This is a genomic window from Streptomyces sp. PA03-3a, from assembly GCF_033792735.1.
GTDB lineage: Bacteria > Actinomycetota > Actinomycetes > Streptomycetales > Streptomycetaceae > Actinacidiphila.
The window spans coordinates 15,025-38,951 of the sequence record NZ_JARAVM010000054.1; the positions used below are offsets into that span (position 1 = coordinate 15,025).

The 23,927-nt window shown below is 72.0% G+C and carries 19 protein-coding genes and 2 pseudogenes; 10 read left to right on the forward strand and 11 right to left on the reverse strand.

The features are described from left to right. Window positions 1-144: 144 nt before the first annotated feature. From PV342_RS37690 to PV342_RS37700, 3 genes are all read left to right on the forward strand, one after another. On the forward strand, window positions 145-4,365 hold the full coding sequence (locus tag PV342_RS37690; RefSeq protein WP_500320640.1) for a carboxypeptidase regulatory-like domain-containing protein: 4,221 nt from the start codon (window positions 145-147) through the stop codon (window positions 4,363-4,365). A 509-nt stretch (window positions 4,366-4,874) separates the two neighbouring features. After that, window positions 4,875-5,675 carry an SDR family NAD(P)-dependent oxidoreductase gene (locus PV342_RS37695; RefSeq protein ID WP_400808391.1) on the forward strand — a complete coding sequence of 267 codons (801 nt, stop codon included), beginning with the start codon at window positions 4,875-4,877 and terminating at the stop codon, window positions 5,673-5,675. 732 nt (window positions 5,676-6,407) lie between these two features. Next, complete coding sequence (locus tag PV342_RS37700; protein ID WP_400808394.1) at window positions 6,408-7,079, forward strand: TetR/AcrR family transcriptional regulator; 672 nt, start codon at window positions 6,408-6,410, stop codon at window positions 7,077-7,079. Between the two features lie 221 nt (window positions 7,080-7,300). Here the strand turns inward: PV342_RS37700 and PV342_RS37705 are convergent, their stop codons facing one another. Then, window positions 7,301-10,105, reverse strand: a complete 2,805-nt coding sequence (locus PV342_RS37705) for an ABC transporter permease (protein ID WP_500320663.1) — start codon at window positions 10,103-10,105, stop codon at window positions 7,301-7,303. 5 nt (window positions 10,106-10,110) lie between these two features. Next, complete coding sequence (locus tag PV342_RS37710; RefSeq protein ID WP_500320643.1) at window positions 10,111-10,809, reverse strand: ABC transporter ATP-binding protein; 699 nt, start codon at window positions 10,807-10,809, stop codon at window positions 10,111-10,113. Between the two features lie 69 nt (window positions 10,810-10,878). On the opposite strand from PV342_RS37710, the gene PV342_RS37715 reads away from it, so the two are divergent. Together PV342_RS37715 and PV342_RS37720 are read left to right on the forward strand one after the other, a co-directional pair. After that, window positions 10,879-11,469, forward strand: a complete 591-nt coding sequence (locus PV342_RS37715) for a PadR family transcriptional regulator (RefSeq protein ID WP_400808397.1) — start codon at window positions 10,879-10,881, stop codon at window positions 11,467-11,469. A 162-nt stretch (window positions 11,470-11,631) separates the two neighbouring features. Next, window positions 11,632-12,087 (forward strand): GNAT family N-acetyltransferase, encoded by a 456-nt coding sequence (locus PV342_RS37720; protein ID WP_265737403.1) that lies wholly within the window; start codon window positions 11,632-11,634, stop codon window positions 12,085-12,087. Window positions 12,088-12,470: 383 nt separating this feature from the next. On the opposite strand, the pseudogene PV342_RS37725 reads toward PV342_RS37720, so the two are convergent. Beyond that, window positions 12,471-13,074, reverse strand: a pseudogene (locus PV342_RS37725) (RNA-guided endonuclease InsQ/TnpB family protein); the annotation flags it as partial. After that, window positions 13,035-13,481, reverse strand: a complete 447-nt coding sequence (locus PV342_RS37730) for a hypothetical protein (RefSeq protein ID WP_500320645.1) — start codon at window positions 13,479-13,481, stop codon at window positions 13,035-13,037. The gene PV342_RS37730 and the pseudogene PV342_RS37725, both read right to left, overlap by 40 nt. Window positions 13,482-13,832: 351 nt before the next feature. Between PV342_RS37730 and PV342_RS37735 the strand changes: the two genes are divergently transcribed. Next, on the forward strand, window positions 13,833-14,279 hold the full coding sequence (locus tag PV342_RS37735) for a DUF2690 domain-containing protein (RefSeq protein ID WP_018559492.1): 447 nt from the start codon (window positions 13,833-13,835) through the stop codon (window positions 14,277-14,279). Between the two features lie 457 nt (window positions 14,280-14,736). Then, complete coding sequence (locus PV342_RS37740; protein ID WP_500320647.1) at window positions 14,737-15,228, forward strand: FBP domain-containing protein; 492 nt, start codon at window positions 14,737-14,739, stop codon at window positions 15,226-15,228. Window positions 15,229-15,349: 121 nt separating this feature from the next. Here the strand turns inward: PV342_RS37740 and PV342_RS37745 are convergent, their stop codons facing one another. Next, the gene (locus PV342_RS37745) at window positions 15,350-16,216 is read right to left on the reverse strand and encodes an AraC family transcriptional regulator (protein WP_500320649.1); all 867 of its coding nucleotides are present in this window, start codon (window positions 16,214-16,216) and stop codon (window positions 15,350-15,352) included. A gap of 214 nt (window positions 16,217-16,430) precedes the next feature. Between PV342_RS37745 and PV342_RS37750 the strand changes: the two genes are divergently transcribed. Next, complete coding sequence (locus tag PV342_RS37750) at window positions 16,431-17,174, forward strand: Lsr2 family DNA-binding protein (RefSeq protein WP_500320651.1); 744 nt, start codon at window positions 16,431-16,433, stop codon at window positions 17,172-17,174. A gap of 142 nt (window positions 17,175-17,316) precedes the next feature. Here PV342_RS37750 and PV342_RS37755 read toward each other — a convergent pair whose 3' ends face one another. Further along, window positions 17,317-17,799: a hypothetical protein gene (locus tag PV342_RS37755; RefSeq protein ID WP_500320653.1), complete on the reverse strand. Its 483-nt coding sequence runs from the start codon at window positions 17,797-17,799 to the stop codon at window positions 17,317-17,319. Between the two features lie 129 nt (window positions 17,800-17,928). Further along, a complete protein-coding gene (locus PV342_RS37760; RefSeq protein ID WP_361014480.1) occupies window positions 17,929-18,687 on the reverse strand; it encodes a helix-turn-helix domain-containing protein in 759 nt (252 codons plus the stop codon). 237 nt (window positions 18,688-18,924) lie between these two features. On the opposite strand from PV342_RS37760, the gene PV342_RS37765 reads away from it, so the two are divergent. Beyond that, window positions 18,925-19,590: a DUF4097 family beta strand repeat-containing protein gene (locus PV342_RS37765; RefSeq protein WP_500320665.1), complete on the forward strand. Its 666-nt coding sequence runs from the start codon at window positions 18,925-18,927 to the stop codon at window positions 19,588-19,590. Window positions 19,591-19,714: 124 nt separating this feature from the next. Here PV342_RS37765 and PV342_RS37770 read toward each other — a convergent pair whose 3' ends face one another. Together PV342_RS37770 and PV342_RS37775 are read right to left on the reverse strand one after the other, a co-directional pair. Next, window positions 19,715-20,368: a LamG-like jellyroll fold domain-containing protein gene (locus PV342_RS37770; protein ID WP_500320655.1), complete on the reverse strand. Its 654-nt coding sequence runs from the start codon at window positions 20,366-20,368 to the stop codon at window positions 19,715-19,717. A 60-nt stretch (window positions 20,369-20,428) separates the two neighbouring features. Continuing rightward, window positions 20,429-21,613 (reverse strand): MFS transporter, encoded by a 1,185-nt coding sequence (locus PV342_RS37775; protein WP_500320657.1) that lies wholly within the window; start codon window positions 21,611-21,613, stop codon window positions 20,429-20,431. Window positions 21,614-21,660: 47 nt separating this feature from the next. On the opposite strand from PV342_RS37775, the gene pdxR reads away from it, so the two are divergent. After that, window positions 21,661-23,076, forward strand: coding sequence for a MocR-like pyridoxine biosynthesis transcription factor PdxR (pdxR, locus tag PV342_RS37780; RefSeq protein WP_400808424.1), 1,416 nt, complete (start codon window positions 21,661-21,663; stop codon window positions 23,074-23,076). A gap of 216 nt (window positions 23,077-23,292) precedes the next feature. On the opposite strand, the gene PV342_RS37785 is transcribed toward pdxR, so the two are convergent. Both PV342_RS37785 and PV342_RS37790 read right to left on the reverse strand, forming a co-directional pair. Continuing rightward, window positions 23,293-23,607 carry a hypothetical protein gene (locus PV342_RS37785; RefSeq protein ID WP_500320659.1) on the reverse strand — a complete coding sequence of 105 codons (315 nt, stop codon included), beginning with the start codon at window positions 23,605-23,607 and terminating at the stop codon, window positions 23,293-23,295. A 46-nt stretch (window positions 23,608-23,653) separates the two neighbouring features. Beyond that, window positions 23,654-23,927, reverse strand: a pseudogene (locus PV342_RS37790) (serine hydrolase domain-containing protein); the annotation flags it as partial.

Sequence of the window (23,927 nt, forward strand, 5' to 3'; positions counted from 1 at the left end):
ACACGACACGCGGCGCCAAAACGCCAACTCCATCCATTGACCTGGTTGTCGAGTACACGCGATCTTTCTTCGGCAACCGTCTCGTCGTCCGACAACGTCCTCGGGTACCGCCCCGTCCGCTCCGCCCTCCACCGGAGTCGCCCTGTGCTCATACGCCGTCCCTCACGCACCCGCTCCGGATCCCTCGGGGCTGCCCCTGCCGGGCCGGCGGGATCCCGCCGGCAACGTGCCATCGGCGCGGCCGCGGCCCTGCTGCTGACCGCGCTCGCCGTCCAACTGCCCCAGCAGAGCCCCGCCGTCGCCGCCGGCTCCGGGCCCGCGGCGGAGTCGGAGCCGCTCTGCGGAACCCCGCAGCCCGGGCACTTCGGGTGCTTCGCGGTGCGGCAGTCGGACGCCACCGGCGGGCGCGGCGCGCGGTCCGCCGGTCCCGAAGGGTTCGGCCCGGCCGACCTGCGCTCGGCGTACAGCTTGCCGGCGGATGGCGGCGCCGGGGCCACCATCGCGGTCGTGGCCGCGTACGACAACCCCAACGCCGAGCAGGACCTGGCCGCTTACCGGGCCCAGTACGGGCTGCCGCCCTGCACGAGCGACACCGGGTGCCTCCGCAAGGTCGACCAGCGCGGGGGGACGGACTACCCGCAGCCCAACGACGGCTGGGCCGGCGAGATCTCCCTCGACCTGGACATGGTCTCGGCCGTCGCGCCGAAGGCGCGCATCCTCCTCGTCGAGGCCGACAGCTCGGCGACGGACGACCTGGGCGCCGCGGTCAACACCGCGGTGGCCATGGGCGCCCGCTACGTGTCCAACTCCTACGGCGCCTACTACGACGGCCCGGACCTCGCCGCCCTGGACGCGGCGTACTTCGACCACCCCGGCACCGCGGTGGTGTTCGCCTCCGGCGACTACGGCCACGGGCTGAGCTATCCGGCCTCCTCCCCGTACGTGACGTCGGTCGGCGGCACCTCGCTCAGCAGGAGCGACGGCGGTGCGCGGGGCTGGACGGAGACGGTGTGGAGCGGCACGGGCTCCGGGTGCTCCGCGTACCAGCCGAAGCCCTCGTTCCAGACCGGTACCGGCTGTGACCGGCGATCGGTGGCGGACGTCAGCGCGGTCGCCGACCCCGAGACCGGTGTGGCCGTGTACAACACCTACTCCGGCGGCGGGTGGGGGGTCTACGGCGGCACCAGCGCCTCCGCCCCGATCATCGCCGGTCTGTACGCGCTGGCCGGCACACCCGTCGACGGCACCTACCCGGCCGCGTACCCGTACCGCTCCCCCGGCGCGCTCAACGACGTGACCACGGGCAGCAACGCCCACTGCTCCGACGACGCGCCGTGCGACCCGGACGGCCCGCCCGCGTGCGAACCCGCGAACAGCTGCACCGCGGGCCCCGGCTACGACGGGCCCACCGGCCTGGGTACCCCGAAGGGGGTCGGCGCCTTCCGGCCCGGCCCGCACGGCACCGTGACCGGCAAGGTCACCGACAAGGCGACCGGCAAGGCGCTGTCAGGGGCGACCGTACGGCTGGGCGCGCACTCGGCGGTCACCGGGGCGGACGGCCGGTGGTCGCTGGCGGCGCCCACCGGTACGTACACGCTGACGGTCGACGCCTTCGGCTACGCCCGCAAGAACCTGGGCGAGACCACCCTCGCCGACGGCGCGGAGCTGACCCGGAACGCCGCGCTCTCCGCCGTGCCGACCGCCACGGTCTCCGGGACCGTCCGTGACGGCGGCGGCCACGGCTGGGGCCTCTACGCCCGGCTGACCGTCGACGGTGTCCCCGGCACCGTCCACACCGACCCGAGGACCGGGCGCTACTCCGTCCGCCTCGAGCGCGGCCGGACGTACACGCTGCGCGCCACCGGCCTCTACCCCGGCTACCGGCCGGCCGAGACGAAGGTCGAGCTCGGATCGTCCCCGAGGACCGCCGACCTCGCGCTGCCCCTGGTCGGCACCGGCGCCCTGCCGCCCGGCTACGCCGTCGAGTACGGCGGTGGCGGCTTCCAGTCCTTCGACGCCGCCGCGAAGCCCGCCGGGTGGAGCATCGTCAACCACACCGACGCCGGGGGCTGGGGTTTCGACGACCCGCTCACCCGCGGCAACCAGACCGGTGGTGACGGCGGTTTCGCCCAGGTCGACGACTACGCGCTCGGCTGGGGCGAGGTCGACACCGAGCTGATCAGCCCGGAGTACGACCTGTCGAAGGAGACGCGGCCGACACTGGAGTTCGACACCGCTCTGCCGAGTCTGTGGCGCTTCAACGACCCGACGGCCGACATCGACGTGAGCACCGACGGAGGGGACCACTGGGAGAACCTCTGGCACCACACCGACGTCGTCGAGGGCCCTTCCCACCAGACGGTTCCGCTCACCGCCTACGCCGGGAAGCCCTCGGTGCGGCTGCGCTTCCACTTCGCGGGCTCCCTGACCGGCATCTGGCAGCTGGACAACGTGGCCGTCGGCACCCGCTCCCTGGTCACGGTGCCCGGCGGGCTGCTGACGGGCCGGGTGACGGACGCCAACACCGGTGCCGGGGTCGTCGGTGCGACCGTCTCCGCCGCCAGGACGCCGCAGGACAGCGGCCGGAGCATCGCGTCGCCGGACGACCCGGCCGTCGGCGACGGGCTGTACTGGGCCTTCTCCTCCCGTACCGGCCGCCAGGAGTTCACCGCCGGGCTGCCCGCGTTCGGCTTTCCGACCGGCACGTCCACCGTGAAGGTCGAGGCCGACGCCGTCACCTCCGCGGACTTCGCCCTTCGCCCGTCCCGGCTGAAGGCCTCCCCCGGCGCGGTGGGCGTCACCGTCCCGTGGGGTGAGAAGAAGACCGTCACCGTGAAGGTGCGCAACACCGGGGGCGCCCCGGCCTCTCTCACCGTCGGTGAGCAGGCCGTCGCGCAGACCTCGGCGCGCATGCCGGGGGCGCCGAGGGAGCGGACGGCCGCCAGGCCCGACCCGCTCGACGTCGCGACGGCCACCGCCGCGGCCCCGGGCGGCGCCGCCGGGGCGACCGGCGGGGAGGCGTGGCAGCCGCTCGCGGACCTCCCGCTGCCCATGACCGGGGGGATCGCGGCCGCGAACGACGGAGTCCTGTACAGCGGTCTGGGGCAGACGCCCGACGGCCAGTGGACGACCGCCCTTCGCTCCTACGACCGGGCCACGGCGACCTGGAAGGACCTCGCCCCGGCGATCACCAAGCGCAGCGGCGCGGCCTACGGGTTCGTCCGGGGCAAGCTGTACGTCGTCGGCGGCAAGAACCGCGCGGGCACGCCGATCGCCGGCGGCGAGGTCTACGACCCGGCGACCGACACCTGGTCGCGGATCGCCGACGCCCCGAAGGCGTACGGGAATTCCGCCGCCGCGGCGGTGGGCGACCGACTCTACGTGGTCGGCGGCTGCACCAGCGTGTCCTGTGGCACGCGCGACGTGCAGGTTTACGACCCGGCGGGCGACACATGGTCGACGGGCCCGGCCTACCCCGTGCCGACCTCCTGGCAGAGCTGCGGGACCGTCGACGGGACGCTGTACTGCGCGGGCGGTGTCCACCAGGGCGACGGGCAGCCTCCGCACGCCACGGCCGCCGGCTACGCCCTGGACCGTGCCGCCGGCCGCTGGACGCCGATCGCCGACCCGCCCGTGGACTTCTGGGGTGCCGCGACGGCCGTCGGCGCGGGCCGGCTCATGGCCGCCGGTGGTGTGCTCGTCGGGGCCGCCGCGGTGACCAACGAGGCGTACGCCTACGATCCGGCCGCGGACACGTGGAGCGCGCTGCCGAACCTGCCGCAGCCGCTGTACGCGGCGGCGGGTGCGCCAGGCTGGTCCGTGGTGGGCGGCCAGAGCGCCGACAGGGTGATGCAGACCTCCGCCCTCGAACTGCCCGACTACGACGCGCCCCACGGGGACGTGGCGTGGCTGGCGGGGAGGGCGAGCTCCTCATCCGTCGGCGCGGGCAGGACGGCGGAGCTGACGGTCACCGTCGACGCGCGCGCCATGGGGCCCGCCGACGCGGGCGCGCACCGGGCGCGGCTGGTCGTCGACAGCGACGGGCCGTACGCCTCCGTCACCGTGCCCGTCACCATGACGGTGGTGGCGCCGCCCGGTTGGACGCGTCTGAGCGGCACCGTCAGCGGCTCCGGGCGGCACGGCGGCACCACGCCGCTGGCCGGAGCCACGGTCCGGGTCGGGAGCGGAACGGGTGCGCACACGCTGAGCACCGCCGTCGACGGCACGTACCGGCTGTGGCTCCCGCCGTCCGGAGGCAGCGTCCCGCTCGCGGTGAGTGCCGAGGGTTACCGGTCGGCCGAGCGCACCGTGCGGCCGCGCGGTCGCGACGCCGTGACCGTCGACGTGGTCCTGACCAGGCGTTAGGCGGTTCCGCACGCCATGATGGGGCCGGTCCGGTGGGACCGGCCCCATTGTGCTCGGCGGGTCTGACGGACACGTGCGGCGGCGGACGGCCGGGAGGCACACGGCGGTGATCGACGGATGCCGCGGGGAGGACCCCGCCTTCCGGGCCCGGACGGCCGGGCCCTCATGCCGAAGGATGTGGGGAGGGGCTTCGTGGGCGCCGGCCGGCACGATCACCCGCGCCGGCTCCTGCCCGGAGCCAGGCAGTGGCCGTGGCGCCCGAGGGGGTCGCGTACTCCAACCGCCTCGGCCGCCTGTGACGGCAGGCTTCTCGCGGGGCACGGCCTGCCTCGACTCGACGATGTCCTCGACGTCCCGGCAGGTAGGTCCCGCCGTCGCCGAGCTGCGCCACCCCGCGGCGACGCCCCGGAGAACGCGGCGCAACGCCCTCAAGTCTACATCTGTATACTTACCGGCACAGCACCACCTGCCGTGCTGCGGCACGGGAGCAATCCGCATGGGAGCAAGGAATGAACCTCAATCTCGAGGGCAAGCGCGCTCTGGTCACCGGTTCGAGTGCCGGCCTGGGCGAGGCCACCGCGAAAATGCTGGCGGCGGAGGGCGCCGCGGTCGTGATCCACGGCCGGGACAAGGACCGCGCGGAGCAGGTCGCCGCCGGCATCCGCCGGGCCGGAGGCACCGCCACCGCGGTGCTGGGCGACCTGGCCACGGATGAGGGCGCCGCCGCGGTCGCCCAGGCGGCCACCACCGACGGTCCCGTCGACATCCTCGTGAACAACGCCGGCTTCTACCGGCACCTGTCGTGGGCGGAGGCGAGTCCGGCGGAGTGGACCGAGGCCTACAACGTCAACGTCGTCTCGGGTGTCAGGATGATCCGGCATCTGGTTCCGGCGATGCGCGGGCGCGGCTGGGGTCGCGTGGTCACGATCGGTGGCGGTCTCGCGTCCCAGCCGATGAACACCCATCCCCAGTACAACGCCACGCTGGCGGCCCGGCACAACCTCGCGGTGTCGCTGGCCCGAGACCTCAAGGGCACCGGAGTCACCTCGAACGTGGTCTCGCCCGGCGCGATCCTCGTCGAGGCGACGAAGGAGTTCGTCACAGCGATCGGTCCCGCCCGCGGGTGGGGTGAGACCTGGGAGGAGGTCCAGCCGAATGCTGTGGACGCCCTCATTCCGAACGACCGCGGCCGTTTCGGCAAGCCGGACGAGATCGCCGCTGCCGTGGCGTACCTGTGCAGCGACTACGCCGAGTACATCAGCGGAGCCACGATCCGCGTGGACGGCGGACTGATCCGCTCAGCGTTCTGAACGAGGGCACCGATGTGGTCCGGGCGCCGTACGGCGCCCGGCCACGGGACACCTCCAGCGGCGGCCCGCACGGCAGGGCGAGGGGTACGACCCGCGCGCCCGTCGGCATTGCGGCGGGTGTGGGCCGCCGGATTGACCGACGGGTCGACCTGACGGCCCGCCGTCCCGGCGGGCGGTTCGAGCAAGGCCGTGAGCGGACCCGCGGAGCGCGAAGGCGCCGAGGGCAGAGCCCGGCACAACGCGTCCGCGGCCGGACGGAGTTCGAAGTGAACGGGGACGTCGACGTCCGCGCGCTCGCGAGCGGCACGGCGGCCCGTCAAGCCGGCACGGCGGCCCGTCAAGCCGGTACGGCGGCGCCGCGGCGGCGGCCACGTCACGCCTGGACCGCGAGCGGCACAGAACGCAGGGTGAGGTTCAGCAGTCCGGTGACGGCGCGAAGGCGCCCGCGAGCATGCCGCGCCCCCGGTGAGCCGTGGGCGCGGAGTCGGTGCCCAGGCGCCGGCACCCGGGCTGTCACAGCGAGCACTCGTCGTGCGGGGCGGGCGGAGACGGGTGGACGGCGTCGGTTCACCGCGGGGCCTCCGGTGTGGCGGGCGCGCGTCCCGACCTCCGCTGCGGCAGGACGCCGAAGCCCCGCCTTGCCGCGAGCGGGCCGAGTAGGTCGTACAGGCTACGCAGACCCCGGCGCTCTACGACTGTAGACCGCGCTTCCGGCCTCACTACACTTGTGTCGTGGAAAACGAATCGCCCCGGCCCGAGCCGCGCCCTGCCGCCCCCCGCCGGTCCCGAAACGCGGCTGCGACCCGCGAGGCGATCCTCTCGTCCGCGGTGGAGGCCTTCACTCGCCTCGGCTACGACGGCGCGGGCGTTCGGGACATCGCGAAGGACGCAGGCGTCACCGCCATGATGGTCAACCGCTACTTCGGCTCCAAGGAACAGTTGTTCGCCGAGGTGGTGGACACGACCTTCGCCCCGCGCACCGTGGTGGGCAGCGATCCGGCGGCCCTGGTCCGCGACGTCGCCAGGTCGCTGGTTGAGCGCACCGCGCCCGAGGCCGAGGGGCTGAGCCCCTTCCTGCTGATGCTGCGGTCCGCCTCGAATCCGCGAACGGCCGAGATCGCCCGCCAGGGCATTGAGCGGCACGTGGAACGGCGCCTCGTCGGCCTGTTGACGGGCGAGAACACTTCGGAACGTTCCGCGCTCGCGTTGTCGGTGATCGCCGGCGTGTGGCTGATGCGGAAACTGATCGGGAACACCGCACTGGTGGAGGCGGATCCCGACGAGTTGGCCGGGCGCCTGGAAGACGTTTTGCGGATCCTGCTGGAGGACACTCTCCCGGAGGACAGTGACCAGGCCCGCTCCGCGGCCCGGGCGCCCGTCGACGAATCCTCTCGGATGTCGTAGTCGAACAGACCGCGACCGGTGGTACGTCATGCGTTCCACTGTGGCTGCGACGCATGGTCGGGACCCCATCGGGCGGGACGCGGGTAGGGCCGAACCCACCGCGAGGGTCCGGCCTCCGCTGCCGGCGGTGGACATCACCCGCCGGACCGTCCCACACCGTGCCCGCCGCGCCCGGGGGTCGTGACCGGTGACGGTAGCCGACTGCCCTGCCGGCCGTCACCTCACCCCGCCGCCAGCATCCGCGCGGGGGCGATGCGCGACTGGGCGCGGACGGGGAAGGCCAGGGCGGCGCAGACCAGGGCCACGGCGGCCAGGGTGGCCAGCAGCGCCGCCCCGCCGACCGCCGGGAGGCGTCCGCCCAGCGTGCCCCAGCCGATCGCCAGGACCGTCGCCAGCCCGGTGACCGCGCCGGCGAGGCCGCCCAGCAGCGCGAGCAGGGCACCCTCGTAGAAGCTCAGCCGGGCGAGATCCCGCGTCGTCCAGCCGGTGGCGCGCAGCACCGCCAGATCCGTGGCGCGTTCGCGCATGGACAGCACCAGCACGTCCACGGCGCCTGCGGCTCCCAGCAGCAGCGACAGGGCGACGCTCAGGTAGTCCGCGGTGCGGGCCTGTGCGACGACGGCGTTGCCCAGCAGCGAGCCGGCCACCTCGCCGCGGAAGCCCAGGGTGAGGGCGAGCAGCACGGTGAAGGCCGCCACCGCCAGCGCCAGGCCCGCCGCACCGAGCGCGGTACGACCGGGGAAGCGCAGCAGATTGCGTACGGCGAGCCCGAGGACCGAACGGACGGGCGCCGCACGCCCGGTGGCGGTCACCGGGGGTGTGATCGCGTCCAGCGGCCTCAGGCGCGTGGCGCGCCAGGCCGGGAGCAGCCCGGCGGTGACCGCGAGGAGCAGCGCGACGGGCAGTACGAGCGCCGCCTTCGGCCCGGAGTCGGGCAGCCCGAGCACCACCCCCAGGACGTAGGCCAGTACGGCGCCGAGGGCTCCCGCGCCCAGGCCGATGACAAGGAGTTCTCCGAGGATGAGCCGGAGGATCTCCGGTGGGCTCCAGCCCACGCAGCGCAGGGTGCCGATCTCGATGCGGCGTGATCGCACCGACGCCAGGGCGGCCTGGGCGAGGAACAGCGCGCACACGATCAGGACCAGGACGAAGAGCATCGCGCTCTTGGTGTCGACGGCCTTGAGGATGTGCAGGGCGACGCCCTTGGCCGTCCAGTTCTCCGTCACGTTGACGCCGGGCAGCGCGACGGTCTGCGGCGCCGGCGAACTGCCGATGGTGATGTCCACCTGCAGCCCGGGGTACGCCGTGCGGATGCGGCCGGCGACGGCGTTGACCCGTGCCTGTGACGCCGCGTCGACGCCGGTCACGCCGGTGACCCGGATCCGGATGGCGCTGATGGGAGCCTTGTCCTGTACGGTCGGCTGCCGCCGGCTGCCGGTCAGTACGGGCAGCGAGTCCAGGGTCGTGAGCATGGTGGGCGGTGCGGCCAGGTAGCCACCGAGGTTGCGGTCGGGACGCAGCGGCCGGTCGCCCAGGGCCTTCCGCCCGGCCTCGTCGGCGCCGGTGACCTGCGGCGCGCGGTAGGTCTCCAGCGGAACCGCGGACAGCGAGGACGAGCCGGAGAAGCCGGGGAGCTTGGTGGCGTCGTAGCGGCCGACCGGCTTCAGGTAGGGGATCGGTGTCCTGCCGTAGTCCTCGTGCTCGCAGGTGGTGCTGCCCCAGCAGGCGGTTCCGGGGTGGCTGACGACCTCCCGGAACTGGGTGCCGGTGTTCTCCTCCGGCACGAACTCGATGAACTGGCGTTCCTGGTTCGTGCGCCATGCCTCCGGGGACTGGTCCGCGCGGGCGCGGGGCGCCAGGCCCGCACCGGCTCGGCGGTAGTCGACGGGGCCGACCGTCCAGTAGCTGTCGGCCTGCGGGGCGAACAGGGACTTGCCGGGATAGCCCTGCTCGAGGTCGGCGCTGACACGGCCCACCGGTGTTCCGCGCAGGCCGTTGACGAAGTCGTGGGCCGCGGGGCTGCCGAGCTTGCCGCGCAGGTCCTTGGGGTCGCCCGTGTCGAGGCGTTCCACGGTGGCGTTCATGGTCCCGGACGTCAGCGGCCGGTCGCTCAGCACCATCGGGACCGTCCAGTAGGACACGTTGGACCAGCCGTCCTTGCGACCCCAGACGGGCTTGTCGTTCTCGGTGAGCATGCGGCCGGAGGTGACGGTCTGCCCGAGGCCCACCAGCCGGTCCTCGGCGGCGGGGTCCACCGCCGACAGCAGCACCGGGTAGGTGACCGGGACCTCGGCGACCGCCTTGCCCCCCTCCGACCGGCAGGTGAGCCAGCTGTTCATGTCGCGGTCGAAGGGCGACGTCTCGCGGCGGTCCTCGGGTATGTAGCCGGGCTTGAGCGGTCCAAGACCACCGTCGTCGGTGTGCATGACGTGCAGATCGGTCTTGTTGTAGTTGTAGAACCAGCACACCGGATAGGTCCGGTGGTCCGCGTGCTCCTCCTGCAGTCCGGGGAACGTGGAGTCGGACAACGTCTTGGACTCTTCGATCGGGTTGCGGCTCACATACAGGTACTGGTCGGCGGCGCGGTAGGTGTCCAGCCCCGCGGTCAGCTGCGGCTTGATCCGCAGCAACTGGCCCTCCGCCGTGCCGTCCACGAACGACGACAGGTCCACCTTCAGCGTGCCCTGCACCATCAGGTATCCGACGTTGGCGACGGGCGCGGCGACCTCGATACCGGGCATCCGCTTGATCCGCTCGTACTGGCTCGTCTCGATGCCGCCGAAGATGCCGGACAGGAAGTTCGCCCCGACCAGTTGGTCGCGGCGCTCCACTGCGGTCTGGCTGCCGTGGGGGCGCACCAGGACGTCGTACGCGGAGCGGGCGTTCTTCCGCACGGTCTCCGTGGTCCGCGCCTGACTGGTGGTCACCGTCGAGGTGAGCAGGGTGAAGCTGGTGGCGGCCACGAGGATGCCCGCGGCCAGGGCCAGCGCGCGGGCCCGGTGACGCCGCAGTTGCGACCAGATCATCGCGATCACGGACGCAACCCCCCGAGCCGGTCCAGGACGTCGGCCGCCGGCGTGACCCGTTCGTCGGCCACGACCCGTCCGTCGCGCAGGCGGACAATCCGGTCGCAGCTCGCGGCGACCTCCAGATCGTGCGTCGCGACCAGGAGCGTCATGCCGTACTGACCGGTCAGGGACAGCAGCAGGTCGATGATCTCCCGGCCCGTCGAACTGTCCAGATTGCCCGTCGGCTCGTCCGCCAGCAGCAGACCGGGCCGGTTGATCAGCGACCGTGCGACCGCGACGCGCTGCTGCTGACCACCCGACAGCTCCGACGGCAGGGCGCCGGCGCGGTGGGCCAGACCCACGGCCTCCAGCAGTTCCATGCCGCGGGCCCGGCGGTCGAAGTCCACCCGGCGGGGCAGCACGGGGGCCAGCACGTTGTCCAGCACCGTCAGGGCGGGCAGGAGATGGAAGCGCTGGAAGACGAAGCCGATCCGGCGGCGGTGGGCGTCGAGTCCGCCCCCGGCCAGCGCGGTGCCGTCGACCTCCACCGTGCCGGAATCCGGCTCGTCCATTCCGCCGACCACATGCAGCACCGTCGACTTGCCGGCGCCCGACGGGCCGGTCAGGGCCACCGATTCGCCGTCCCCGATCTCCAGGTCGACGCCGTCCAGCGCCACCACCCCCGGATGCCGGCGGGTCACACCCCGCAAGACCACGCCCATCGTTCCGACCACCCCTCCTGCATTGCGGCAATGCACGGGTACATTGTCACAACACAGAGGGGATGCAAAATGCCACTGCACCACGCCGTGCTCGCGCTGTTGTCCGAGGGACCGAGTCACGGCTACGAGCTCAAGGGCCGTTTCGAGGAGGCGATCGGCCCGCAATGGGGCGGCCTCAACATCGGGCACCTGTACCAGATTCTGGACCGGCTCGTCCGCGACGGCCACGTCTTCCGTTCCCACGTCGCGCAGAACGACCGCCCGGACAAGACCCGTTACACCCTCACCGCCCAAGGAATGGACGAGCTCGGCACCTGGGCCAGGACGGCCTGGGTCCGCACGGGCGGATACCGCGACGAACTCTTCCTCAAGCTCTTCGGCGCGGCCAAGCTGGGTCCCGAGGCCCTCGACACCCTTGTGGCGGCCCAACGCCAGACCTACCTCTCCGAACTCGCCGCGCTCACCCGACTGCGCCGCACCCACACACACGACCCCCTCGTCGCCCTCCTCATCGACGCCGCCATCGCCCACACCAAGACCGACCTGCAACTGGTCGACACCGCCACCGAGCGGCTGGCCCCGCTCGCCCAGCCCGCCGCCCCCTCGCACGAGGCGACGGAGGAGGCGGAAACCCAGGAGCGCAGCGCGACGACGCCGTAGCCCGGTCCCCCGGTGCGTGCCTCGCCGGGAAGCGCCGACCGCGCCGGCCACGGGTGGACGATCAGAAATGGCCGCCGGGACGGGTCCGTGAGAAGACTGGTGCCCGTGGCCGTGCGAGGCCGCGCTCCCGGGCACGGCACAGGCCGCCCGGTGCCGAGACACCTGGACAGGAACCGGATCATGAGCCTTGAGGTTGCGGTCGCACGCGAAGCGGACGACGAGATGGTCGAGGCGTTCACCCGCCTGCTGCCCCAACTGTCCAGCAGCGCCGCGCCGCCCGACCACGAGTCGCTGCGCCGGCTCCTGGCCGCCGAGGCGAACACGGTGCTGGTGGCGCGGGTCGACGGCCGCGTCGTCGGGACGCTGACACTCGCGATGTTCCCGCTGCCGACCGGCATGCGCGCCTGGATCGAGGACGTGGTGGTCGACGAGGCCGCCCGCGGCTACGGCGTCGGCGCCGCCCTCACCGAGGAAGCGGTACGCCTGGCCGACGCGGCGGGTGCCCGCACGGTGGATCTCACCTCCCGCCCCTCACGGAAGGCGGCGAACCGGCTGTACGAACGGCTCGGCTTCCTCGTGCGGGACACCCGCGTCTTCCGCTACACCCTGCAGGGTTAGCCGTCTCGGGCTCCCCGGACGCGCCGGACGCCCGGCGCGGTGAGGAACCGCACGGCCCTGCCCCTCGTCATACCTCCCGTGATCAAGCAACCCATGCGGCGCCTGCCCGGTGCCCCGCTGCTCGCCGTCCCGCTCGCGGCGCTTCTGCGAGTACTTCCTGACCCGGGTACACGACGAACTCGCACAACTCGACGAGGCGATGAAGGCCGACCCGCAGGGCCCCGGGCACTTCCGCGAACCGCTCGCGTGGACGTCGGAGCTTCGCGACACCCTCGGCACGGACACCTCGTTCGAGAACGTCAACTTAACCCGGCCTTGAAGAACGGGGCTTGCAGGTAGGTACACGACTGGCGGCCGTGGGACCTCCCGCATCTAAGCCCCTGCTAGGCAGGGGCTGGGACGCGTGACTCACGCCCCGCAGTCCACGCGGCCTCGCCCTTGCGGGCGATGTTGCGGGAAGCGTTCAGGTCTGCGTGCGCAACGACGCCGCATGACCTGCACTGGAACCGGGCCTGTGAGGCCCGGTTCCTTTTGTCTGTCTACCGGCATTCGGAGCACGTCTGGCTGGTGTATGCCGGGTCGACGAAGACCAAAGGCACGCCGGCGCGGCGTGCCTTGTATGCCAGGAACTGTCCGAGCTGGGCGAACGCCCAGCTGTGCACCGCGGCTCGTTGGGGCCTTCTCAACCGAGCCCTCATGCGGATCCCGCCCAGGTCTTCCAGGGCGATTCCACGGGAGGTGCGTTCAGCCTCTGCCACGATGCGTTTAGAGATGACGTGATTGGTGTCAGCGGCGAACCGCCGTTCACGGCGGGCGCGCCTCTTCAGCAGGCTTCGCCGACTTGGTGCCCTTCTTCTGCAGCTTGGCTCGTAGATCTGCCTGCCGCGCCCGATATCGGTTCAGTCGTCGGCCGGCGAGAACGTTGCCGTCTGAGGTGGTTGCGATGTTCACGATGCCGAAATCCACGCCGAGGAACCGGGCCGGGTCGTCGTTGCCCCGCCCAGGTAGAGCATGCACCCCGCGTCCTCCAGGTCCATGTCCATCCTCTCCGGAGGGATGACGTGGATTCCCGCGGTGGGTGCGGGAGTCCAGCCGAGGTTTCGTGGAGGGTCGTACTTCTCGTAGTGCCCCACGTAGAGCCGGGTCGGCGGGATGGATACGGTGCAGACGTCTCCCGGGCGGAGGGCGAAGGCCGCCGGTTCCAGACGGTACGGGCTCCATTCCTGGTGGGAATCGCCGTACGGGAGGGCGACTTGCCCATTCCATCGGACATTGAGGGAATGGTCGGCGGTTCTCCACGGCCGCTCCACCACGATGTAGCGGTGTTTCTCGACCACCCGAGCGGTTGCCGCCTCGCAGGAGACGATCACTTCGTCGCCGACCCGATGAACCATGCCTGATCACCTTTGTTCCGGTCGCCTATAGGGAAGAACGGCCCAGCCCCGAGGGCTGCACACCCATGGGCAGCGCGGGGCGACGCCGCCCCAGCCCCGAGAGCACGCCCTCTCCATCACACCGCCCCTATTCCGACCCTCGGCCGGGACGCCATGTCGAAGGGGGACCGGCCTCGCCTCTTCGACAGGACGTCAACCGGCCAGTGGCCGAACACAGTTGCTACCCCAGGGCCACGGAGCGTGCCAGCATCAGCTTGCACAGGCGCACCTCGCGCATGCCCGCACACCACACCTGACACGTCTCACAGCGGGGCCGCGCCACCGTTTCCGAAGGTCATCCAGGAGGACACCATGCGCACACGCACGCTGCTCGTACGTTCCGCGGTGACGATGCTCTTCGCCGGCGCGGCCACCATCGGCCTGACCTCCCCCGCCAGCGCAGCCACCTGCTCGGGCTCCTCGTGCGACGGCAAGAACCCCAGCACCTACTGCCAGTCCGACGCCAGAACCGTGCAGAGCCTGGCACTGGGTCAGGCGGTTCTCGAGCTGCGGTACAGCCCCACGTGCCGCGCCGCTTGGGCACGGATCAGCAACGCCTCGTATAACACCTTCGACCAGTTCACGCCGTATGCGACCGTCCACCGCAACAGCGACGGCCGCGAGTACTCCTGCTCGGTGAGCACCAGCGGATCGTCCTGTTACACCCTGATGGTCAACGACGCCAACGTCACGTCGTACGCGCGCGGGATGTGGGACAGCGGCGCGCGCACCTACGAGGGGCGCACCGGCTCGTACTAGGCCGTGTCGTCACATGAGCTCCCCCAGCTACCGCTGGGAGGGGCCCCCACCGCCCGAAGGGCGGGCTCAGCGGCTCCCCCAGCTGACGCTGGGAGGGGCCCCCAGGTGCGGTGCATCGCAAGGCGGAGGATCGTCCTCGTAGTGGGCTACTCGGACGATTCGACAACGCAGCGTGGGGGCACCTCCCAGCGGAGCCGGGGGAGTGCCGTGCCAGGCGTCGCTGAGTGGGGTACCCCCGGCCGAAGGTCGGGGGAGGGCATGTGACGACACAGCCTAAGCACCGCGCCCGGTGGCCGCCCGCCGCGTAAGCACGCGCTCCGGCGGGCGGCCGCGGGCGGCGCAGCCCTGTCCGGCCCGGAAGGCCCTTCTCCAGCCACCTGGGCCGGTGCGCCATCGCTTCGGAGCTGCATCTCTTAATTATTTGCCTAATATGTTTAGGCAAACTAGCCTGCCGTTCATGAAGCCACTCACCGAGTCAGAGATCCGCCGCGCCTTCGTGAACTGCAGCAAGGGCGAGGCGAAGCGCCTGCACGTGCCCCGGGACCTGGCCGAGCAGCCCTGGGACGATCTGGACTTCCTCGGCTGGCGCGACCCCCAGGCGCCCGACCGGTCCTATCTCGTCGCCGAGCTGGACGGCCGCGCGGTGGCACTGGCCCTGCGCGCCTCGAGCGCCGCCGCCGGGCAGGCGCGGCTCAGCATGTGCTCCATGTGCCTGACCACGCACTCCGGGGGCGTCTCGCTCATGGTCGCCGCGAAGACCGGCAAAGCCGGGCAGCAGGGCAACACCGTGGGGGCCTACATGTGCAGCGACCTCGCCTGCCCGCTGTACGTACGGGGCAAGAAGGACGCGGGTGTCGGCGCGCGGCTGCACGAGACGCTCACCCTGGAGGAGAAGATCCAGCGGACCGTCGCGAACCTCGCCGCGTTCATCGCCAAGGTCACCGCGTGAGGCGGCCCGCCGTCCGGCTGCCGTGGGGCGATCCTGATCGCCGCTGCGACCGAGCGTTCCGGCCGGCCCGAAAGGCCGGCCGGAACGCTCGCGCACGCCCGCCTTGACGGCCTGCCCTTCGTCAGCCGCGCTCGGGCTCCACCGGGAGCCACAGTTCGGCGTCGGCCTCGGTCTTGTCCGGCGACAGGCGGATGCGCAGGATCTCGGGGCCGGTGCGGCTGCGGTACGGATTCGACGGGAACCACTCGGTGAAGACGTCCCGCCACAGTTCCTGGACGGCTCGCGGCGCGGGCCCGGAGGTGGTGAAGACCGCCCAGGTGCCGGCCGGGACGGCCAGCGTCGTCGTGCTCTCGGGAGCGGCCGCCGAGGTGATCACGGCGTGGTAGTAGTCGAGTTCGGTGCCCTCGGCGCGGCTGGGGTCGAGGTCGTCGCAGACCGCGACGATGCCGTGCGGCTCCTGGTCCGACAGTTTCTCCAGGCGCTCCTGGAGCCGCGGGTCGATCCCGCGGACGAAATCGATGATCGCCTGGTTCGGCCCGGCGTGCACCAGCGGCACCCGGGCCTTGAGGCCGACGACGGCGAAGTCCGCCTTGTCCACGACGCGGTATCGCATGCTGCTGCTCCCTTCGACGGTGAGTCGGAAGGCCATCCGGGACTGGGAGTTGAGCTCCGCGCCGGTCCTGCGGGCGTCACCCGGTCCGATACCGTGCATGGCGCGGAACGCCCGCGCGAACGCCTCGCCGGAGCCGTAGCCGTAGCGCACCGCGATGGCCAGCAGCGTCTCCCGCCCGGCGAGCACCTCGGCACCCGCGAGGGTGAGCCGACGGCGCCGGATGTACTCCGACAGCGGCATGCCCGCGAGCGCGGAGAACATCCGGCGCAGGTGGTACTCCGAGGTGGCCGCGATGCGTGCCAGCTCGTCCACCTCGATGTCCTGGTCGAGACGGCGCTCTATGTGCTCCATGGCCTGGTTCAGCCGCTCCAGCACGCCCGGACTCCTTCCTCTTGACGACCACCACGCTAGGCGGCGCCTGTCGCGCCGGACCCGACATCCTGTGCCCGATCAAGTCGGGTGCACGAGGCAGACCTGGGGCGGGTTCCAGGAGTTCTCCGTGGGGAGGGCGTGGCCGAACGCCATGGCCGGCACGCATGGGCGCGGGCGAAAGTCATTCGTTGTCAGTGGTTCCGCATACGGTCCGACTATGACAGATCAGCGGTCGCTTCCTCCGGGTGAGGCGTCGCCCGTGAGCGGAGTCCTGAGGTCCGAAGCAGAAGACGCTCGGCAGGCGTGGCGCCGGGTGACCACATGGCTGGAGCAGCACAGGCCTGTCGTTTTCGATGCTCTCGGCGGCCCGGGGACAGAGGCAGCCATCAGTGAGGCCGAAGCGCGGATGGGTGTGAAACTGCCGAGAGAGATGCGTCGGTGGCTTCTGGTGAACGACATCGATGCCGGGAGGCGACCCGAGGTCCGATCGCCTCTCGTGGCACTGGGGTGCCAGGGTGTCCTCCCCAGCGGCGGGCTCCTGCTCGGACTCACCGATATCGAGCGCGTCTACCGCCACAAGATGGCCACGGAGGAGATGCAGCCCTCCCCGGACCCTGAGCACCCGTCCTGGCGCAAGGAATGGGTTCCCGTCTCTGCGGAGACCGACGGCCATTACGGTATTTTCCTGAACACGCGCACCGGAACCGTCGGGTCATGGAGCAGGAGCTCGGACCCCGAAGAGCATGCATATCCCTCGTTGTTCGCCTTCTTCCGCGAGGTGGCGGACCACCTGGAGGGCGTCTCCTCGGGTGACTGGAGCGGGCCGGGACGGGCACGGCGCCTCGATCCTCGCCACGAGGACAGCCCCGTACGCGTCTGGGCTCGTACGAACGGCTTCCTCGTCAACGACCGCGGGCGCATCCCCGCATCCGTCCGCGAGGCCTACGAGGACTCGTTGTGAGCGCGGAATCGACTGGCACATCCGGGACCTGAGCACCGAAACCCGGTGACGACCGCGCTCCCCCAAGCCGGCGCGAGGTCGTTCCGTAATCGCGACCTGCGTCCACGGAACGATCACGGGCCTCGGGTCACACGGTGCCAAGTCAGTCTCCGGAAGATCCGAAGAAGCCGACGTGAGTGGGCTGGTCGTCGGTGTGAAGGAGCACGTAGAGGCCGGTCCAGCGCATCTCGTGCTCCCCGAGCAGACTTGTGTCTCGATCGTCCCGGCGTCGAGCGTCCATGAACGCGTAGGACTGAGCCATCGCGTCCTCGTACTGCTGGACGGTAGGGCGATCCGTACCGAAATGGCTCAGCAGCCGCGCAGGGGCCAGCGGCCGGACGGTGAAGTAGTCCTCCTCATCGAACTTCCGTGGCGGCCTGGTCGACTCGACGACGCGACGAACGTCCAGAATCGAGTGGGTTCCCTCTTCCTCCATGAACTCGTCATCGGCGTACAGCTCCTCGATGGTGCCGTACTCCTCGCCGTCGCCGTAGCTCTGCGCAAAGACCTCTCTCTGCAGAGCCTCCAGGCTCGCTGCCGCGCTCCCGCGGTACGGCGTGACATAGCTCCACCCGCTGGCACCCATCCGTCGGGCTCCCTTCGCTTCCTCATGGACTCGCGCTCAACCTAGCCCTGGCGTCCGACAACGCAGTGCGAGGAGGTCCACGGGCCATCCTCCCGGCGGGCGTCACGGACGCCGATTCCGGAGCGCTGACTATCCGCGCCCCGGATGACCTGGCCGGGCGGAGTCGTGCGAGGTGGTGCCGGGTGCGGTGTGGAGGACTTCGCGCGCCTGTTCCGCGGCGCGGGTGATGCTCTCGCTGATGAAGTCGAGGAAGCGGGCGATGTTCTCCAGGCGGGCGGCGGCCGGGGTGTCGGGGCCGAGGACGGCCACGCCCTGGCGCGCGGTCGCCACCAGCCGGTCGTTGGCCCGGGCACTGGCGATGGTCGCCTGGTAGAAGAGTTCGTCGTCGACGAGGTAGCGGTCCCGGCGGCGCTCGTCGCGTTCCCGGCGGACCAGGCTCTGACTCTCCAGGAAGGCGATCGCCTTGGAGATGGACGCCGGGCTGACCTGGAGGCGCTCGGTGAGCTCGGCCGCTGTCAGACTGCCCGCGTCGGTGGTGAACAGGCACGTCAGCACCCGGGCCCCCATCTTGTTCAGACCCGAGGCCATCATGACCGTGGTGAACGTCTCCTCGTACTCGGCCACGGCCTCCGCGTCCCGTCCGTGCGCCTGAGGGGCCGACTGCGCTCCCCTGACGGCGGCGGGCTTGCGCCGGTGGGCGCGGCGCTCGGTGGCCCGGTGGGCCAGGTCGGCGCGGTATGAGGTGGGGCCGCCGTTGCGCATCACCTCGCGCGTGACCGTCGAGGTGGGCCGGTCCAGGCGCCGGGCGATCTCGGCGTACGGGAGGCTGTCGGCGAGCCCCGACGCGATCTGCTGGCGTTCCTGCTGGGTGAGCCTGCCTCCCGGCATCGTGATCTCCCTGGTGATCCCTCGCGATGTTCCCGCTTCCCGCACCATAGCGTTCACTCACCGACCATTGCAATGATCGGCAGGGCCGACGTTGCGTTATCCGCAGGATCGTTGCAACGATTTCCCCCACTCTACCTGCAAGGACAGTGACTTGACGCAACAAGAACGTTGCCATTATTTGGAAAGCAACGTAGCGTTTCCAATGTCAGAAACAGTCAGCGAGCACGGGAGAGCATGATGCAGAAGTTCGCCACCACCGCCGCCATCTCCGCCGTCCTGGACATCCCCGCCGGACGCGTCCGGTTCATCGCCGCCGACCGCGCCGACACCACCGTCGAGGTCCTGCCCGCCGACCCCTCCAAGAGCCGCGACGTCCGGACTGCCGAGCAGACCACCGTCACCTTCATCGAGGGCGTCCTGCAGATCCACACCCCCGAGTCCGGCAACCGGCTGCTCGGCCCCTCGGGATCCCTGGAGGTCACCGTTCAGCTGCCGACCGGCTCCCACATCCAGGGCAAGGCCGCCGGCTGCGAACTGCGCGGCGTCGGCAGGCTCGGTGACGTCGACTTCGACGGCGCCTACCGCCAGATCAAGATCGACGAGGCCGCCGGGGTACGCCTCACAGCGGTCGACGGCGACGTCGAGATCGGCCGGCTCACCGGCCCCGCGAACATCAGCACGGCACGGGGCGACATCCGGGTCGCCGAAGCCGTCCGCGGCACGGTCGAACTCCGCACCCAGATGGGCGACATCACGGTCACCGCCGCCGCCGGCGTGTCCGCCGCCCTGGACGCCGGCGCCGGCCACGGCCGCGTCAGCAACGCCCTGAAGAACGACGGCGCGACCGCACTCCACATCCACGCCACCACCCCGCACGGTGACATCACCGCGCGCAGCCTCTGAGGGAGCCGCGGGAGGCACCCCCGGATGCTCGCACCGGCCGTCTCGGATCGCGCTCGGACAACACCCCACCGCCGGGTTCCTCCCGCCTCCGGCCGCCAGGCCGGAGGCGGGAGTGAACGCCCCGCTAGGCGGTGAGGAACTCGTCCACGGACAGCGGGCGGTTCACGATGCGGATGTCACCGACGTTGCCGTGGAAGACGACGTCGACGGCGCCCGCGTACTCGTGGCCGCCCACCAGCCACGGCAGTCCGAGCGTGGTGAGGCCCTGCGACACCCGCTTCGGGTTGTCGGCGACCGGCGCGCCCTCGACGTACATCCGTGTGTAGCGGCCGTCGTTGACGACCGCGACGTGCCACCACTTGAGCTCCACCATGCCGTGACCCCAGTTGGTCGTCGGGTAGGTGTTGTTCAGCGGGTAGTGATTGAACTGCGCCTCGCGGCCGTTGTTCGTGATGGCGAACTGGGCCAGGGGCTCATCGGGGTCGGTGTTCTTGCCGTGCTTCCCGGCGGCCCCGGCCGAGCCCCGGCGGCTGAGGATCGACGCGTTGCCGTTCCTGCCGGCGTCCCAGTCGAGTGGCATCCGCACGAACGTCTCGAAGGTGTACCCGGACCTGAACGTCTCGGCGTTCAGCGGGGCCTTGGCCCCGGTGGTCAGGTAGGAGCCGTTCGCGGGGTTCCTGCCGCCGGCGAACTTCAGGCTGGCGTGCGCGGGCTGGTCCGGGTGGTGGTCGTCGGACCAGGTCAGCGCGTCGGCAGCGGTGCCCGGTACGGTCACCACGGCCAGGTCGTTGCCCTTGCCGGACAGGTCGCGGTGTCCGTGTCCGTGCGCCAGCCGGGTTCAGCGGTCGCGCCAGGCCGGGGCCAGGGCGACGAGCGTCGCGGCGGCGGCCAGAGCGAAGGCGGCCGGGTAGCCGGTGTGGGCCGCCGTCACGCCGAAGGCGAGGGCGCCCACGCCCATGCCGCCGTCGTAGGCGACGTTCCACAGCGCGCTGACCGTGCCGTACCCGGACTCCGGGACCCGGGAGTACATCAGTGTGAGCGTCGCGTTCTGCGCCACCCCGAAGCCCGCTCCGAACAGCGTGACGCCGGCGAGCACCGCCACCGGGCTGCCCGTCGCCGCCGTCAGCAGCAGGCCGGCGGCCGACGCCAGCAGGCCGGGCAGCACCAGGCGGGCCGGGCCGTGGCGGTCGCCGTACCGACCGGCGAACCAACGCGCCACGGTGGACGTGGCGGGCTGCGCGAAGAGCGCGACCGTCACCAGGGCGGACAGCGACGCGGGGACGGCGACCGGCAGGAACGTGACGATGATCCCCGCCCCCAGCGCGGTCGTCGCGAACACCGCGGTGGGCCGGGCCAGGGCCCCGGTGCGCAGGCCCGCGACCACTCCGCCGTCCCGGCCCGCGGACCGTTCCCGCCCCGGGAGCGCCGGCACCACCACGACCGCGGCCAGCGCCACCACCCCGCCGGCCACGCACACCGGGGTGAACCCCACGTGCCCGGCCAGCCACACACCCAGCGGCAGGCCCACCAGGGACGGTACGCCGGACACGATCCCGGCCAGTGCCAGCCCCTCGCCGCGCCGTTCGGCCGGGATCAGCGACGCCGTCAGGGCGCCGCCCGCGACGACGGTGAGCGCGAAGCCGAGCCCGCGCAGCAGGCACATCGCGACGATCCACACCATGCCGTCCCCGGCGGTCAGCACCAGTGCGGGCGCGCCGAGCAGGACCAGCCCCGCGGCCAGCGCCGTGCGGTAGCCGTAGCGGCCCACCAGGCGTGGGGTGACCAACTCGCCGCCGACGGTGGCCAGCATCAGGGCGCCCGTTGCCAGGCCGGCGTCGCCGCCGCTGCGCTGGGCGTACAGCGGCACCACCGAGAGCAGCAGGAAGAAGCTGGCGGAGGCGCCGACGACGGTCGCGAAGCGCAGCAGCAGCTGACGGGTCATCAATGGGGGGCGGGCGGAGGCGGAAGCGGGGTCCGGGAGCTGTGCGGTGCCGGTGGGCGGGATGCTGGGCGGCGTGGTCATGCCGTTGACGCTACGAGCCGGCCGGTCCCCCGGTAAGCTCCATTTCCATGCCGCTCCAGTGGTCCGGTCTGTCGCCCGAACTGCTGCTCGCCGTCGACCGGAACAGCGCCGAGGGGCTGCGCGCGCAGCTGGAGCGCCAGATCCGGGACGCCATACGGGCCGGCCGCCTCCAGGTCGGCGAACGCCTGCCGTCCTCCCGCGAACTGGCCCGCCGTGCCGGGGTCTCCCGAGGCCTGGTCCAGGACTGCTACGCCCAGCTCCAGGCGGAGGGCTATCTCACCGGCCGTGTCGGTGCCGCCACCACCGTCGCCGCCCGCGCCTGCCCCCAGCCCGCGCCCGCCACGCCCACCAGGTCGCCCGGTCCCGGGCCGCGGCTCCTCGCCGACTTCCGCTCCGGCGTCCCCGACCTCGCGTCCTTCCCGCTCGCCGACTGGCTCTGGGCGATCCGCGAGGCGGCCCGCACCCTGCCGACCGCCGCCCTCGACTACGGCGACCCGCACGGGGCGCCCATGCTGCGCGAGGTCGTCGCCGGGTACCAGCGCCGGGTGCGGGCCGCGGCCGCCGACCCCGAACGCACCGTCATCTGCTCCGGCTACGCCCAGGGCCTCGCCCTGGCCCTGCGAGCGCTGGCCGCCCGCGGCGTCACCACGCTCGCCTACGAGGAGCCCGGCGCGCCCGGCGCGACGTCCCGCGCCGCCGCGCACGCCGGGATGACCGCCGTACCGGTGCCCGTCGACGAGGACGGCGTCGACGTGCGGGCCCTGGAGGCCGGCAGCGCGCGGGCGGTCCTGGTCACCCCCGCGCACCAGTGGCCGACCGGCGTCGTGATGACCGCCCGGCGGCGGCGCGCACTGATCGACTGGGCGCAGCGCCGCGACGCCTTCGTCATCGAGGACGACTACGACGCCGAGTTCCGCTACGACCGCGACCCCGTCGGCTCCCTCCAGGGCCTCGCCCCCGACCGCGTACTGAACGTAGGGACCGTCAGCAAGTCCCTCGCGCCGGCCCTCCGGCTCGGCTGGCTGCTCTGCCCACCTCTCCTCCACGAAGCCGTCGTCGCCTTCAAGGCCTCCGACGACCGCGGATCACCCACCCTCGACCAGGTCGCCCTCGCCCATCTGATGACCTCCGGCCGGTACGACCGCCACCTGCGCCGCATGCGCGCCGAGTACGCCGCCCGGCGCGCCACCCTGGTCGAGGCGCTCGCCGCGCACGCCCCCGGCGTGCGGCTCACCGGCCTGGCAGCCGGCTTCCACGCCGTCGCCCACCTCGGCCCGGGCCGCGACGAGGAACGGGTCGTCGCCGCGGCACGGGCCCGACAGGTGGGCCTCTACGCGATGGCCGCTCACCGCACGGCACCGGACCCGGCAGGAGAGCCGCGCCTCGTACTCGGCTTCGGCAACACCGGTCGGCACGCGATCACCGGCGGCATCGCCGCCGTGGGCGATCTCCTCACGGGCTGACGGCGGCGCACCCCCGGTGGCGGCCGCGCCCGGTGGCCTATCGCGGACGGACCGGTTCCGGGTGCCGGCTCAGGTCGGTTCCGTAGAGGGTGCTCATCGTCTGGTCCAGTACGGGTGTGATGGCCTCTGCGTAGGACTCGGCCGCGCAGAGCAGGGTGAACCCTACGGTCAGCTGCCGTTCAGCGCGGCCGGCAGGATCAGCAGCGCCGGCCAGTGTCACAGGTACCAGCCGTAGGACAGGCCGCCCACCCAGGTGAGGGGACGCAGCGACAACAGCAGTCCCGCACCGGACCGGGTGGGCCGGCAGCCGCCCGCCAGCACCAGCGCGGCGCCGAGCACGGGCATGGGCACGGGCACGAGGGCGTACCAGCCGGGGAACGGCGTGTCCCCGTCGAAGAGGAGCGCCGCCGCCGGAAGCGACACCAGTCCGATCCAGGGAAGGGGTGGTGCGTTCGGCGACACGTCCCGGCACGAGGAACCGCCGCGCACCCGCCGGGCGATGTGCGGGTACGCGGCGGCGGTCCGGTTCAACCGGGGCGCGGTGACCACCGGGCACGGTGACCACCGGCGGTGGTGACTACCGGTTGTGGCGGACGATCTGGGGGGCTATGTCCTCGGTGAAGGTCTCGTCCTCGGTGGTCTTGAGCGTGGTGGCCTTGGCGGTGGTGGTGCCGCAGAACGCGGCCTCCAGGGTGCCGCCGAGGACGGTGTTGACGGTGCCGTTGTTGGAGGTGTTCGCCATGGACGTCATACTGCGCTTGCCGTCGGCGGTGGTGAACGCGTAGGTGTAGAAGCCCTGGACGGTGCCGGTGTGGCCGTAGACGGTCACGCCGCAGGACAGCTTCCTGGCG